General features: G+C 68.4%; 13 protein-coding genes and 1 pseudogene. 9 read left to right on the top strand and 5 right to left on the bottom strand.

Annotated elements, in window-relative coordinates; genetic code table 11:
* Positions 1-68: 68 nt before the first annotated feature.
* A complete protein-coding gene (locus BVC93_RS16905) occupies positions 69-1,028 on the bottom strand; it encodes a glutamate ABC transporter substrate-binding protein (RefSeq protein ID WP_157517242.1) in 960 nt (319 codons plus the stop codon).
* Positions 1,028-2,347, bottom strand: coding sequence for a protein kinase G-activating protein GlnX (gene glnX / locus BVC93_RS16910; protein WP_083738485.1), 1,320 nt, complete (start codon positions 2,345-2,347; stop codon positions 1,028-1,030). The genes BVC93_RS16905 and glnX overlap by 1 nt, the downstream gene beginning before the upstream one ends.
* A 142-nt stretch (positions 2,348-2,489) precedes the next feature.
* On the opposite strand from glnX, the pseudogene BVC93_RS16915 reads away from it, so the two are divergent.
* Positions 2,490-2,936 (top strand): annotated as a pseudogene (locus tag BVC93_RS16915) (NUDIX hydrolase); the annotation flags it as partial.
* A 51-nt stretch (positions 2,937-2,987) separates the two neighbouring features.
* On the opposite strand, the gene thiE reads toward BVC93_RS16915, so the two are convergent.
* Complete coding sequence (gene thiE, locus BVC93_RS16920) at positions 2,988-3,653, bottom strand: thiamine phosphate synthase (protein ID WP_083741105.1); 666 nt, start codon at positions 3,651-3,653, stop codon at positions 2,988-2,990.
* 127 nt (positions 3,654-3,780) lie between these two features.
* On the opposite strand from thiE, the gene thiO reads away from it, so the two are divergent.
* The 6 genes from thiO to BVC93_RS16950 are packed head-to-tail and all read left to right on the top strand — an operon-like array spanning position 3,781 to position 8,207.
* Positions 3,781-4,791, top strand: a complete 1,011-nt coding sequence (gene thiO, locus BVC93_RS16925; RefSeq protein WP_083738487.1) for a glycine oxidase ThiO — start codon at positions 3,781-3,783, stop codon at positions 4,789-4,791.
* Entirely contained in the window at positions 4,791-4,988 is a 198-nt protein-coding gene (thiS, locus tag BVC93_RS16930) for a sulfur carrier protein ThiS (protein ID WP_083738488.1), read from the top strand. The genes thiO and thiS overlap by 1 nt, the downstream gene beginning before the upstream one ends.
* Positions 4,989-5,031: 43 nt before the next feature.
* Positions 5,032-5,748, top strand: coding sequence for a thiazole synthase (locus tag BVC93_RS16935; RefSeq protein ID WP_442929091.1), 717 nt, complete (start codon positions 5,032-5,034; stop codon positions 5,746-5,748).
* Positions 5,749-5,791: 43 nt separating this feature from the next.
* Positions 5,792-6,532: an SGNH/GDSL hydrolase family protein gene (locus BVC93_RS16940; RefSeq protein ID WP_083741106.1), complete on the top strand. Its 741-nt coding sequence runs from the start codon at positions 5,792-5,794 to the stop codon at positions 6,530-6,532.
* 5 nt (positions 6,533-6,537) lie between these two features.
* Positions 6,538-7,452, top strand: coding sequence for an ABC transporter ATP-binding protein (locus BVC93_RS16945; protein WP_083741107.1), 915 nt, complete (start codon positions 6,538-6,540; stop codon positions 7,450-7,452).
* Positions 7,449-8,207: an ABC transporter permease gene (locus BVC93_RS16950; protein ID WP_236950002.1), complete on the top strand. Its 759-nt coding sequence runs from the start codon at positions 7,449-7,451 to the stop codon at positions 8,205-8,207. The genes BVC93_RS16945 and BVC93_RS16950 overlap by 4 nt, the downstream gene beginning before the upstream one ends.
* On the opposite strand, the gene BVC93_RS16955 is transcribed toward BVC93_RS16950, so the two are convergent.
* Entirely contained in the window at positions 8,178-8,873 is a 696-nt protein-coding gene (locus BVC93_RS16955) for a slipin family protein (protein ID WP_083738490.1), read from the bottom strand. The genes BVC93_RS16950 and BVC93_RS16955 overlap by 30 nt on opposite strands.
* A gap of 337 nt (positions 8,874-9,210) precedes the next feature.
* Here BVC93_RS16955 and BVC93_RS16960 point away from each other — a divergent pair, with 337 nt between their 5' ends.
* Both BVC93_RS16960 and BVC93_RS16965 read left to right on the top strand, forming a co-directional pair.
* The gene (locus tag BVC93_RS16960; protein WP_083738491.1) at positions 9,211-10,713 is read left to right on the top strand and encodes a M20/M25/M40 family metallo-hydrolase; all 1,503 of its coding nucleotides are present in this window, start codon (positions 9,211-9,213) and stop codon (positions 10,711-10,713) included.
* Between the two features lie 133 nt (positions 10,714-10,846).
* A complete protein-coding gene (locus BVC93_RS16965) occupies positions 10,847-12,319 on the top strand; it encodes a M28 family peptidase (protein WP_157516962.1) in 1,473 nt (490 codons plus the stop codon).
* Positions 12,320-12,330: 11 nt separating this feature from the next.
* Here BVC93_RS16965 and BVC93_RS16970 read toward each other — a convergent pair whose 3' ends face one another.
* Positions 12,331-13,641, bottom strand: coding sequence for a uracil-xanthine permease family protein (locus tag BVC93_RS16970; protein ID WP_083738493.1), 1,311 nt, complete (start codon positions 13,639-13,641; stop codon positions 12,331-12,333).
* Between the last annotated feature and the right edge of the window lie 79 nt (positions 13,642-13,720).

Consider the following 13,720-nt stretch of genomic DNA (forward strand, 5'->3'; position numbering starts at 1 on the left):
TCGTCCCTCGAGCTCGTTGGCCGGCCGGGGAATTCGGGGTCGAGTTCGGTGTCACCCATTCGGCTCACCTAGTCCACATACCGGGCGCTGGGTGGGGCCGGCGGCGGACCCAGCACCGTCAACCACTTGCGGTACAGCGTGTTCCACGTGCCGTCGCGTCGGATCCGTTCCAGGGTGCCGTTGACGAAGCGCACCAACCCTTCGTTCTGCAAGTTGATCCCGATGCCGTATGGCTCCTGGTTCATGTTCGGGCCGACGATGTGCAGGTAGGGATCTTGCGACACCAGCCCGGCCAGGATCGAGTCGTCGGTGGACACCGCGTCCACCTGTCGCTGTTGCAGCGCCACCAGACAGTCGGCCCACGTCACCACGGTGACGATGATGGGAGCCGGGGTGATCTGGCGGATCCGTTCCAGCGATGTGGTTCCCTTGGCCGCGCACACCCGTCTGCCGGGCAGGTCGGAGGCCTGGCTGATCGCCGAGTCGCGAGGCGCCAGGATGCGTTGGTAGGCGTTGAGATACACCGTCGAGAAGTTCACCAGCTCGCGCCGCTCGCAGGTGATGCTCATGGTCTTGACCACGATGTCCACTTCGTTGTTCTGCAGGGCGTTGATCCGGTCGGCCGACGACAGGATGCGGTACTCCACCTGCGATGGGGTGCCGAAGATGTCGCGGGCCACCTCGCCGGCGATGTCGACGTCGAATCCGGTGATCTCGCCGGTGATCGGATCGCGGAAGGAGAACAGGTTGCTGCCGATGTCGAGGCCGACGATCAGCCTGCCGCGGGAGCGGATGTTGGCCACGGCGTCTTCGGCGTCGGCCCGGTTCGAGAACGGGCGCAGGCTCGCGGTGCGGTCGCAGTCCTCGTCGTCCGGGTTGGGTGGGGTGGGAGCCTCGGGCGCCATCTCCTCCATGCCGGCGGGGGTGGGCGGCGGCAACGTCAACAGCGGTGCCGACGTCGGCGGCAGGGTGGTGCCGCACCCGGTCATGATCACCGCGCACGCCGCCAGCAGAGCCTTCCACCTCATCATCGGTACTCACTGAGTCGCGGCCAGATGCCCAGGGCCACCGCCACCGCGGCTCCGAGTGAGAGCACCACACCACCCACCGTGGCGCCGGACAGCACCCGGCGCGCGTTGGCGATGTCGTTGCGCAACTGGGCGCGGCTCTCGCGGATACCGCCGTCCAGCGCCTCCTCCAGCTTGTCGAAGGCCGGGGTGGAGTCGTCCTCGCCGGTGCCCAGCGCCACCTGGGTGGCGGCCTGGTAGTTGCCCACCGAGATGTAGGCGTTGATCCGCTCGTCGGCCGATCTCCACCGGGTCAGCAGTTCGTCGGCGTTGGCCAGATCGGACTTGTCGATGGCGTCTTCTCGTTCCAGGTACTGCCTCAGTTGTTGTTGCATGGTGTCGATGCGTTGGTAGTAGGACTGCTTGCGGACATCCTCGTCGCCGCGGCGGATCAGCGACAAGGTCTCGTCGGCGCGGGCCTGCTGCGCGGTGATCGCCAAAGTGGTGATGGTCTTCAACGATTCTGCGGCGGTGTCCTTGGCGCTGCGGCTGCCCGCCGTCGAGATGGTCAGCGCGGTGCCCACCCACACCACCATGATCAGGATGGCCAGGCCGCCGGCGACCAGTCCGGGATTGACCCGGCGGCGGGTGCGTCGAGCCAGCCAGCGGTGTGCGAACGCACCGAACAGGATGGTGGCGCCGATGACCATGATGACGGGTGCGGGGATGCGTGTCGAGGCCGTGGTCTCCTCGTCGACGCGGGCGCTGGTTACCTCGTAGAGCATCTGGGCGCTGGGCAGGATGGTGTCCTGCATCAGTGAGGACGCCTCCGACAGGTACGACGAGCCGACGGGATTGCCGGCCCGGTTGTTGGTGCGCGCGGTTTCGATCAGCCCGGTGTAGACCGCCAGCTCGGCGTTGATCTTGCCCAGCAGCTCCTGCATCGGTTTGTCGGTCAACCCGCTGGACGCCTGCGTCAGCGCCACCGCGGCGTCGGTGATGGCCTGTTCATACCGTTGTCGCACCGGCCGCGGCTCGGCGCCCGCGATGAACGCGGTGGCCGCGGCGGCATCGGCCACTGACAGCGTGGTGTACAGCTGACCTGCGGCGAATGCCAGCGGTTCGGTGTGGTCCAGCACGGTGGTGAGCTGCTGTTGGCGCTGGTCGATGGTGGTGGATGTGGCGAACGCGCTGATCACCCCGAGGGTGGCCAGGATGATGCCGATGGCCAGGATGCGGCCAGGGGTGGTCCACAGGAACCACCACCGCGGATGTGCGGGTTCGGCGGGCGACCGGGACGCCAGCGGCTCGGTCGACGGGTGCGCCAACTCAACCGTCACCTTGTGCGGACCTCGTTTCCCGCTTGCGCTTGTCCGGACTCCTGCCAACTGTATAAGCGAATTCTAAGAGCATCTGTGTGACGCGTGGGGTGAGATCGGTGAGCCGGCACACGGTGCAGGTGCGCCGCTTATTGTTGAGCGCGTGCATGGCGACGGTGACGGGTGGGTGGTGGTGCCCGAGACCCGCGCACATTACTGGGGCAGATTCGGTGCGGCGGGGCTGTTGCTGCGCGCTCCGACACCCGACGGAGCCACTGCCGTGTTGTTGCAGCATCGCGCACCGTGGAGCCATCAAGGCGGTACCTGGGCACTGCCCGGCGGCGCCCGCGACAGCCACGAGACCCCGGAACAGGCCGCCGTGCGCGAAGCGTGGGAGGAGGCCGGGCTGACCGCCGAGGTGTTGGTGGTGCGGACCAGTGTCGTCACCGCTGAGGTGCCGGGGTGGACCTATACGACGGTGATCGCCGACACGGGGTCGCTGCTGGAGACGGTGCCCAACCGCGAGAGCTCGGAGCTGCGCTGGGTGCCGGTGGACAATGTGGCGGGTCTGCCGCTGCACCCCGGTTTCGCCGCCAGTTGGCCGACGCTGCTCGACGTCATCGGCGAATTGGGCGTGATCTCGGTCGCTGACCGATAGTTTTCACGCCGAAATCGCAGCTTTCAGCCGGCGGGCGGCGGCCTGCGGATCATCGGCTGCGGTGATGGCGCGGACGACGACGACGCGGGTGGCGCCCGCCTCGAGCACCTGCGGAAGCCGCTGTTCGTCAATGCCGCCGATCGCGAACCACACCCGGTCGCCCGCGGCGTCGGCTGCGTAGCGCACCAGATCCAACCCAGGCGCGGTACGCCCGGGTTTGGTCGGCGTCGGCCAGCACGGTCCCACACAGAAGTAGTCGATGTCCTCCGCCAGCGCCCGGTCCACCTGCGACGTGTCATGGGTCGACCGGCCGATCAACGGCCGCGCCCCGATGATGTCGCGGGCCACCGGCAGCGGCAGGTCGTCCTGCCCGAGGTGCAGCACATCGGCGCCAGCTGCCCGCGCGATGTCGGCGCGGTCGTTGACGGCCATCAGAGCGCCGTGGCGCGCGGCGGCGTCGGCCAGGATCTGCAATGCGTCCAACTCCTGCAGCGCCTCCAGCGCACCGAACTCCCGCTCACCTGCCGACCCCTTGTCGCGCAGTTGGATGATGTCGACGCCGCCGGACAGCGCGGCGTCGGCGAACTCGGCCAGGTCGCCGCGTTCACGACGGGCATCGGTGCACAGATACAGTCGCGCGTTCCGGAGACGGTCCAGCTGTTCGGGCATCTGGCGAGGGTACTGTGGTGTCTCGACAGCGCGGGAGTCCCGGTCGCGGGGCTGAGAGTGGGCACCACACATTGCCCTTACCGTCACACCTGATCCGGGTAATGCCGGCGATAGGGAGCCAAGGCTCATGCAGCACAGAGGATTGCTGGCCGTCATCGGCGGCGGTGTCATCGGCCTGTCGGTGGCGCGGCGCGCCGCTGTCGACGGCTGGGCGGTGCGGGTACATCGCGCACCCGAGACCGGCGCCTCCTGGGTGGCCGGCGGCATGCTCGCCCCGCACAGCGAGGGCTGGCCCGGTGAGGAAGAGCTGCTGCGCCTCGGGCTGGAGTCACTGGCGCTGTGGCGCGCCGAGGGCCCGGGGTCGTTCCTCGACGGCCTGCCTGCCCACATCGTCACCGCCCGTGAGTCGTTGGTGGTGGCCGTCGACCGTGCCGACGCCGCTGACCTGCGCACAGTGGGGGACTGGCTGTCGGCACAGGGGCACCCCGTGGAGGCGACCACCAGCGCCCGCGACATCGAACCCCTTCTGGCGCAAGGTATCCGGCATGGTTTCCGGGCCGGCACCGAGCTGGCCGTCGACAACCGAGCGGTTCTCGAGGCATTGAGAAACCACTGCGCACAGCTGGGTGTGCAATGGGCGGGCCCGGTCACCGACCTGGCGGACACCGACGCCGACGTGTGCGTCATCGCCAACGGCATCGACGCTCCGAAACTGTGGCCCGGTCTGCCGATCCGGCCGGTCAAAGGTGAAGTGCTGCGGCTGCGTTGGCGCTCGGGGTGCCTGCCGGCGCCGCAACGTGTCATCCGCGCCAGGGTGCGCGGTCGCCAGGTGTACCTGGTGCCCCGTGGTGATGGCGTGGTGGTGGGGGCCACCCAGTACGAACACGGCCGCGATACCGCGCCGACGGTGGCCGGCGTGCGGGAACTGCTCGATGATGCCTGCGCGGTGGTGCCGGCGCTCGGCGAGTTCGAGCTCGCCGAGTGCGCTGCGGGACTGCGGCCCATGACCCCGGACAATCTGCCGCTGGTGGGGCGTCTGGACGAACGCACCCTGGTGGCGGCGGGCCACGGTCGGTCGGGGTTTCTGTTGGCTCCGTGGACTGCGGAGAAGATCAGTGCGGAACTGGTGAGTGTCTGATGAAGATTCTGCTGAACGACGAGGAGATCGAGATCGAGGAGCACACCACGGTGTCGGCGCTGCTGACACTGCGGGGTATCCCCGACAAGGGTGTGGCGGTGGCGGTTGACTGGGCGGTGCTCCCTCGGTCTCGTTGGGACACATCACTGTCCGATGGTGCGCGAGTGGAAGTGGTGACGGCGGTGCAGGGTGGCTGAGAATCTGACGATCGCGGGCCGTAGCTTCGGCTCCCGGCTGATCATGGGTACCGGTGGCGCTGCCAACCAGTCGGTGCTCGAGGAGGCGCTGATCGCCTCGGGCACCGAGTTGACGACGGTCGCCATGCGCCGCGTGGACGTCACCGAAGGCACCGGTGTGCTGGGTCTGTTGGAGAAACTGAACATCACCCCGCTGCCGAACACCGCGGGGTGCCGCGGCGCCGCCGAGGCGGTGCTGACGGCGCAACTCGCCCGCGAGGCGTTGGGCACCAACTGGGTCAAGCTCGAGGTCATCGCCGACGAGCGCACGTTGTTGCCCGATGCCATCGAATTGGTGCGCGCCGCTGAGCTTTTGGTCGACGACGGTTTCACCGTACTGCCGTACACCACCGACGACCCCGTGCTGGCGCGCCGGCTCGAAGACACCGGGTGCGCGGCGGTGATGCCACTGGGGTCACCCATCGGTACCGGGCTCGGCATCGCCAACCCGCACAACATCGAGATGATCGTCGAGCAGGCGGGTGTCCCGGTGATTCTCGATGCCGGCATCGGCACCGCCTCAGATGCGGCGCTGGCCATGGAATTGGGTTGCGACGCCGTGCTTCTGGCCACCGCCGTGACCCGTGCCGCCAACCCGCCCGCCATGGCGGCAGCGATGGCCGCCGCCGTCACCGCAGGTCATCTGGCCCGGCACGCAGGCCGGATCCCGAAAAGGTTCTGGGCGCAGGCGTCGAGCCCCAGCGGCGCAGTTGCGCCATGATGGTGACGTGCTGAGGGGCCGCTACGTCGCGTTGGGCTCATCCATGGCGGCGGGCCCCGGCATCACACCGAGGGCGCCTGGTTCGCCGAGGCGGGCGGGCCGGTCGCAGCGGAACTACCCCCATCTGGTGGCGCATGCGTTGCAGCTGGAACTGGTGGATGTCACGTACTCCGGCGCCACCACCGCCCACGTGCTGTACGAATCGCAGCACGGGGCACCGCCACAGGTCGAAGCGCTGCGCGGAGACGAGGTTCTGGTCACCGTCACCATCGGCGGAAACGACATCGGCTACGTGCCGGCACTGATGGCCGCAAGCCTGCCCCGCCGCGCACGGCAGCTGCCGGTCCTGGGCGCCAAACTGCGCGAGATGTTGGACCCCGCGGCCCGCGAACGGGCATTGCTGCGCCTCGAGTCGTCACTGCGTGCCGTCGGCGAAGTGGTGCGCCGTAAGGCGCCGGAAGCCCAGGTCCTGTTCGTCGACTACCTCACACTGTTGCCGCCGGCCGGTACACCGGCACCGCCGTTGCGTGACGAGGATGCCGATCTGGGCCGGTATCTGGCGGCGCGTCTGCAGACCGCGACCGCGGCAACCGGTTGCGACCTGGTCCCGGTCGCCGACGCCAGCACAGAGCACCATGCTTGGTCAGCGGTGCCCTGGACGGTCGGCGCCAGACTGCCCGTACCGCGTCTTTTCGGGGGAGGCGCCGCACCATTCCATCCCAACGCCGCCGGCATGGCGGCCGTCGCTCAGTTGGTGGTGAGCCGCGTAAGGTCGCCGCAGTGACTCCGGTGATCGAACTGAGCGGGCTCACCAAAGTGTTCGGGCGCGGTGCCCGGGCCACCAGAGCCGTCGACGATCTGACCTGCACCGTGGAACCTGGAGTGGTCACAGGCTTCCTCGGTCCCAATGGCGCGGGCAAATCCACCACCATGCGCCTGATTCTCGGGCTGGACCGGCCCACCTCGGGCTCGGCCACCATCGCCGGGCAGCACTACCGGGAGCTGAGGGATCCGCTGCGCACCGTGGGTGCCCTGCTGGATGCGCGCAGTGTGCACCCCGGTCGGTCGGTGCGGGCGCACCTGAGTTGGATCGCGGCGGCCAACGCCATTGCGATGTCCCGGGTGGACGAGGTGCTCGGCATCGTCGGTCTCGCCGAAGTGGCCGCCAGGAAGGCCGGGGCGTTGTCGCTGGGGATGAGTCAGCGCATGGGCATCGCAGCCGCACTGCTGGGCGACCCGCCGGTCCTGCTGTTCGACGAACCGGTCAACGGTCTGGACCCCGAGGGCATCCGCTGGGTGCGCACGCTGATGCGCGACCTGGCCGCCGAAGGCCGGACGGTGTTGGTGTCCAGTCACCTGCTGGCCGAGATGGCCAACACCGCCGACCGGTTGTTGGTGATCGGGCGGGGCAAGCTGGTGGCGGCCACCTCGGTCGACGATTTCGTGGCGCGCTCCCGCGGTGGTGTCGTCCGGGTCCGCAGCCCGCACCTGGACCAGTTGCGGGCGGCTTTGGTCGACGCCGAAATCGGCTTCGACGACCACCCCGACATGTTGTCGGTCAGCGGTGCGTCGGCTGACGTGATCGGAGACCTGGCGGGCCGCAACGGCATCACGTTGCACGAGCTGAGCCCACAGAAGGCGTCGCTCGAGGAGGCGTATCTGGAATTGACCGACGACGTCACCGACTTCCGGTCGGCGTCATGAGCCAGGTGATGTCCGCGCTGGCCGCCGAACGCATCAAGCTGGTCAGCACCCGCGCCCCGTGGCTGGCGGTGACGACGGCCGCCGCGCTCAGCATGGCGCTGGCGGCGCTGCAGTCGTGGGGGAGCGGGATGGCGACGATGACGTCCGAGGACGCCGCCGACGGTGTCGCGATGATCGGGGTGCCCATCCTCATGGTGGTGGCATCGATGACCATCACCTCGGAGTTCCGCACGCAGATGATCCGTACGACGTTTTTGGTGGTCCCCAACCGCTACCTGGTGCTGGGAGCGAAAGCGGTGGTCAGCGCGGTGGTGGCGGCATTGGCCGCCGCGATCATGGTGCTGGCGTCGGTGGTGGTGGCCGGATTGGCCGCACCACCGCTGTCCAGCGACGCGCTATCGCTGGCCGATCCACGGCCCTGGCTGGTGGCGGGCGCTTTTTCGGTGTACGCGGCCGTCGCCGCGGTGTTCGGTGTCGGTGTCGGCGCATTGATCCGGGCCGCGCCGGGCACCGTCGTGCTGCTGTTGTTGTGGCCGTTGGTCATCGAGACCATGCTCGCTGTGCTGCCCGACGTCGGGGCCCAGGTGGGGCCGTTTCTTCCCTTCGTGAACGGGGTGGCGTTCACCGGGGTCGAACCGCTCCACCTGGGCTTCGACTTGCGCTGGGGTGAGCTCGGCGGACTGCTGTACTTCACGGCGGTCACCGCGGTGGTGTTCGCCGCGGCGTCAGTCGTGGTCAACCGGCGTGATCCCTGACGGGACCTCGCCAACCGACAACACCACCCGCGAGCCGTACGGCATCGCCTGGACCAGCCGCAGCTGCGCCAGCGCGGGATGCGCGTCCAGCAGCCGGCCCGCATTGGCCAGCGCCCGCAGCGCCGCGGTTTCCGCGCGCGCCGTCTCCAGCTGGGCCGCACCGCGCGCCTTGGCCGTCGCCAGCTCCATTGCTGCCGAACGGATCTCGGCGGGCACGATGACGTCCTTGACCAATGCCTCGCGCACCTCGATACCGACACGTGCGCCGGCTGCCTGTGCGGAGGCCAGGATGACGGCGGCGTCCAGACGGTCACGACGCGCCATCACCTCGTCGGCGGTGACGCCGGAGATGGTGTCGCGCAGCGTGATCTGCGCGGCCAGGTACACCGCCGCTACAGGGTCGGCGGCGGTCTCGGTGAACGCCACCGGATCGCTGACGGCCAGTCGCAGCGCCACGGTGACACGCAGTGACACTGCATCGGAGGTCAGCACCTCTTGCGGCGAGAGCACCAACAACCGCTCACGCATCTCGACGACGGCGCAGGTCGTGAAGCCGACGAGCCAGTGCGTGCCGGGCGACAGCACCCGCGCCAGCGTGCCGTTGCGGTAGACCAGCGCACTCTGGCCCACTCCTACAGTGAGGCGGTTGATGATCGAAACAGACATGCGTTCCTCCTTTCCGTGTTTGTGTCGCGGTCTGTCGTGTTCAGTTCACGCATGGGGGCACCGCCGCCGGGCGACAGCGCCGGTGGGGAGACGCAGCGGGCGTGTCACCCGCTGTGTTCCGCAGGACCGACGCTCCCGACCTCCCGGGGGCGGTGCCAGGGATGGTTGAAGGAGGACTCGAACCTCAGGTTTTCCAGACCATGCCAGTGGATCCAGGGCAACTGCGCGGAAGCGTTGCGGTACCCCGCTCGGCCCGCCACCCGCTGGAACCGCAGGACAGCGTGCCAGTCGCGGCAAGCCGGACGCAACGGAATTTCGCGCCAGTATCTTGGAGCCAATGGTGGACAAGAAACTCGCCGCGATCCTGCTGGCGCTCGTGATGGTGCTGACCGCGTGCAGTCAGCAGGCCCAGGAGCCGCAACCGGTTCCCGCGGCGCCGGGCACCCCGGTCGAGGCCGTCGAGTTCGCCACCTCGTTGCAGCAGCGTGTCACCGGCGAGGCCATGATGAACCACCTGCGCGCATTGCAGGACATCGCCGACGCCCATGACGGCAACCGCGCCGCCGGGACATCCGGGTACGACGCCAGTGTCGACTACGTCGCCGAGGCACTGCGAACTGCGGGCTTCGAGGTGCAGACGCCTGAGTTCGAGGTCCGGGTGTTCCGTTCCGAGCCGGGCACCATCACCGTGGGCGACGCCGAGTACGGTGTGCGGGCGCTCGAATACTCCACCGGGACCGCGGCTTCCGGGGTGACGGCGAGGCTGGTACCGGCGAGGGCGGAAGACAGCCCCGGCTGCACACCGCAGGACTACGACGGCCTGGATGTCTCCGGTGCCGTGGTCCTCGTCGACCGCGGACACTGCCCGTTCGCGGAGAAGGCGGCCGTCGCGGCCGAACGTGGCGCGGTGGCCGTCGTCATCGCCGACAACACCGACGCTCGACAACTCGGCGGCACGCTGGGTGACGGCACGTCGGTCAAGATCCCGGTGGTCAGTGTCAGCAAGGCCGACGGTGCGCGGCTGCGGGCTCGTCCCGGTGATGCCACCATCCGCGTCGAGGCCGAGGTGCAGGAGCTCACCAGCCGCAACGTGATCGCCCAGACCTCCACCGGATCCACCAGCGACGTCGTGATGGTGGGCGCCCACCTCGACAGCGTGCCGGAAGGGCCGGGCATCAACGACAACGGGTCCGGGGTGGCGGCGGTGCTGGAAACCGCTCTGCAGCTGGGCAGTTCGCCGCCGGTCAACAACGCGGTGCGGTTCGGATTCTGGGGAGCCGAGGAGATCGGGCTGGTGGGTTCGCGCAAGTATGTCGAATCGCTCAACGGCGACCAGCTCAAGGACATCGCGATGTACCTGAACTTCGACATGGTGGGTTCCCCGAACCCCGGGTACTTCACCTACGACGGCGATCAGTCGACGCCGTTTCGCCGTGATCAACCCCCGGCGCGCGTGCCCGAAGGGTCGGCAGGCATCGAGCGCACGCTGACGGCCTACCTGGAGTCGGCGGGTATGCCCGCACAGGACACGTCCTTCGACGGACGCTCGGATTACGACGCGTTCACCTTCGCCGGTATCCCGTCCGGTGGCTTGTACTCCGGGGCCGAGGAGGACAAGACGCAGGCTCAGGAGCAGCAGTGGGGTGGCACGGCCGGGGAGCCGTTCGACCCGAACTACCACCGGCCGCAGGACACCATCGACAACATCGATCCCACCAGCCAGGGCATCCAGGGCGCCGGTGTCGGTTACGTCGTGGGGTTGTACTCCCAGGATCAGTCGGGCCGCAACGGTATGCCGATTCGTGATGATCGGACCCGCCATGAGATCGCCCCGTCCTGACGTCGGACCGCGTTAGCCCGGTCGCCGATGCGGTGACGGAGGAGCCGGGGAGGCAGGGCCGGGCTACAAATCGGGTTAGCGTGGTCGCCGATGCGGTGACGGAGGAGCCGGGGAGGCAGGGCCGGGTTAGCCTGTGCGGGTGAGGCGTGTAGCTGCGGGGGTGTTGTCGGTTCTTGTACTGGCAGGGTGTTCATCGCAGCCTGCGCCGCCCGCACCCGAACCGGTTGTCAACCTGGCCGACCATCTAGCCGAGCAGGTCACCGAAGCCGGGATGGCGGTGCACCTGCAACGCCTGCAGGACATCGCCGACGAGTTCGGCGGCAATCGGGCCGACGGCACGCCGGGCTTCGACGCCAGTGTCGACTATGTGGTCAAGATGTTGCAGGACAAGGGTTTTGATGTCGAAATCACAGAGTTCGAGCGGCTGGAGAACCGGAGCCCGGGCCGGCCGACGGTGACTGTCGGCGGCCGCGCCTTTCAGGTGGATCAGGCGTCGCTGCTGCTGCAGACTCCCGGTGTCAACGGACCCGTCGTCAAACCCACCCGCAGCCCTGGGTGTGCGGCGGCTGACTATCCTACGCAGGTGCCGCGGGGCGGGATCGCCGTGGTCGACGACACCGCTTGCTCGGTGGTGGCCAAGCAGAAAGCGGCCGCCGCCAAGGGCGCCGCCGCGTTGGTGGTGGTCAGTGCCGGTGGTCGAAATGGAAGTCCGCCAGGGCTTTTCGAGCGGAACTACTACGAACAGCTGACCCTGCCGGTGGCCATCATCGGCGACGAGGGTGGGGCTGCGCTGCGGCGTGCCACCGGCCCGGCGCGGGTGGTCCTCGATGGCCGAACGGTCAAGCTGACGTCACGAAACGTAGTGGCGCAGACCAAGACCGGCTCCGCCAGTGACGTGGTGATGGTGGGTGCGCACCTGGACAGCGTGCCGGAGGGGCCAGGGATCAACGATAACGGCACCGGGGTGGCGGCGGTGCTGGAGACGGCGTTGCGGCTGGGCGCGGAACCGGACATCACCAACGCGGTGCGCTTTGCGTTCTGGGGGGCTGAGGAGAAACGGTTGGCCGGCTCCATCGACTACGTGTTCGGCCTCAGCCGCGACGAGCTCAACGACATCGCGCTGTACCTCAACTTCGACATGATCGGTTCACCGAACGCCGGCTATTTCACCTATGACGGCGACCAGTCGGGCACGCCGAGCCCCGACTTCAGCGCCGATGACGTGCCCATCGGATCCGACGGGGTGGAGCGCACGCTGGCGGGGTATCTGAACCTGGCCGGTATGCGCCCGGCCGATATGCCATTGGCCGCCAACACCGATTACAGCCCGTTCATCTCCGCGGGCATCCCCGTGGGAGGCATGACCACCGGTGGCCCACAACAGAAGACCACCGTCCAGGCCCGGTTGTGGGGCGGTCGGGCCGGTGTCCCCTTCGACCCGAACTATCACAGCAATCGCGACACAGCGCGCGCGGTGAACCGGGATGCGCTGGCCATCATGGGTGCTGGTGTGGCGTTTGCCGTGGGGACCTACGCGTCGTCGATCGAGGGACCGAATGGGGTCCCGGCGCACCCGTTGCGTCACCGCTCGGCGATGGGGCCCTGACGTCCACGCACTCAGCTGTTGTCGGAGGGCAACGGTTCAGCCGGGGTCACGGGCGCCGGCGGCGTGCCCCGCAACGCACTGAGCCCACGCATCCCGTGGTACACCACCAATGCGGCGATAGAGCCCAACGCGATGCCGGTGAAGATGAGATCGCCGATCTGCCAGGTGAAGTCGGCGATGCCGATGATCAGCGCGATGGCGGCGGTCATCTGGTTGATCGGCAGTGAGAAGTCCACGTGGTTGGTCAGCCAGATCCGGATGCCGAGCACACCCACCAGGCCGTAGAGCACGATCGTCGCACCACCGAGGACGCCGGGCGGGATGGCCGAGATGGTGGCACCCACCTTGGGGCACAGGGCCAGCAGGATCGCGGCGATGCCGGCCACCCAGTACGCCGCCGTGGAGTACACGCGTGTGGCCGCCATGACGCCGATGTTCTCGGCGTAGGTGGTGGTGGCTGAACCGCCGCCCGCTCCGGCCAGCACAGTCGCCGCGCCGTCGGCCATGAGCGCGCGGCCGGTCAGTGGATCGACGTCGGTGCCTGTCATCTGGCCTACTGATTTCACATGACCGATGTTCTCGGCCACCAACGCGATCACCGCCGGCAGGAACATCGGCAGAACCGCGAGACTGAACGACGGCGCCTGGAACTCGGGCAGCCCTATCCAGGCGGCCGACGCGATCCCCGAGGTGTCGACGTCACCGAGCGCCAGCGCCAGCAGGTAGCCGATCACCACGGACAGGAAGATGGCCAACCGGCCGATCAGGCCTCGGAAGAACGCCAGCGCCGCGATCAGGAGTACCAGCGTGACGATGCCGACCAGCGGCCCTTCGACGAAGTTGTTCTTGGCCGCCGGGGCCAGGTTGAAACCGATCAGCGCGACGATCGCGCCCGTGACGATGGGCGGCAGGGTCATGTCGATCCAGCGGGTTCCCGCCACATGCACCACCGCGCCGATGAGGATCAGCAGCACGCCTACCGCGATCAGTCCGCCGAGCGCGCTGCCGGTGCCCGCGGCCGCTGTCGCGGCGGTCACGGGGGCGATCACCGAGAAGCTGGAGCCCAGGTAGCTGGGCAGCCGGTTGCCGGTGATCAGCAAGAACAAGATGGTGCCGATGCCGGAGAACAGCAACGTGGTGGCCGGCGGGAATCCGGTCAGCACCGGCACCAAGAAGGTGGCGCCGAACATGGCGACCACGTGCTGGGCGCCGATGCCGATGGTTTTGGGCCAACTCAGCCGTTCGTCGGGGCCGACGACGAAGTTCGGGTCGGTGGTGCTCGCAGTGTCTTGTCCGACGGGCTTCCAGGTCAGTGGAATCATGCACCGATCAGACACCACCGGGTCAGCTGCCGCACACCGAACTGCGGAGACCGCCAGTCGACGTAGGGCGGGCATTGGC

It is taken from the genome of Mycobacterium sp. MS1601, from assembly GCF_001984215.1.
Classification (GTDB): Bacteria; Actinomycetota; Actinomycetes; order Mycobacteriales; family Mycobacteriaceae; genus Mycobacterium.

Bases quoted from the DNA above. Each gene is read 5' to 3' on its own strand.
- BVC93_RS16950 (WP_236950002.1), top strand. From the start codon at position 7,449: ATGAGCCAGGTGATGTCCGCGCTGGCCGCCGAACGCATCAAGCTGGTC.
- BVC93_RS16940 (WP_083741106.1), top strand. From the start codon at position 5,792: ATGGCGGCGGGCCCCGGCATCACACCGAGGGCGCCTGGTTCGCCGAGG.
- thiS (WP_083738488.1), top strand. From the start codon at position 4,791: ATGAAGATTCTGCTGAACGACGAGGAGATCGAGATCGAGGAGCACACC.
- BVC93_RS16905 (WP_157517242.1), bottom strand. From the start codon at position 1,028: ATGAGGTGGAAGGCTCTGCTGGCGGCGTGCGCGGTGATCATGACCGGG.
- BVC93_RS16970 (WP_083738493.1), bottom strand. From the start codon at position 13,641: ATGATTCCACTGACCTGGAAGCCCGTCGGACAAGACACTGCGAGCACC.
- thiO (WP_083738487.1), top strand. From the start codon at position 3,781: ATGCAGCACAGAGGATTGCTGGCCGTCATCGGCGGCGGTGTCATCGGC.
- BVC93_RS16955 (WP_083738490.1), bottom strand. From the start codon at position 8,873: ATGTCTGTTTCGATCATCAACCGCCTCACTGTAGGAGTGGGCCAGAGT.
- BVC93_RS16935 (WP_442929091.1), top strand. From the start codon at position 5,032: ATGGGTACCGGTGGCGCTGCCAACCAGTCGGTGCTCGAGGAGGCGCTG.
- BVC93_RS16960 (WP_083738491.1), top strand. From the start codon at position 9,211: ATGGTGGACAAGAAACTCGCCGCGATCCTGCTGGCGCTCGTGATGGTG.
- thiE (WP_083741105.1), bottom strand. From the start codon at position 3,653: ATGCCCGAACAGCTGGACCGTCTCCGGAACGCGCGACTGTATCTGTGC.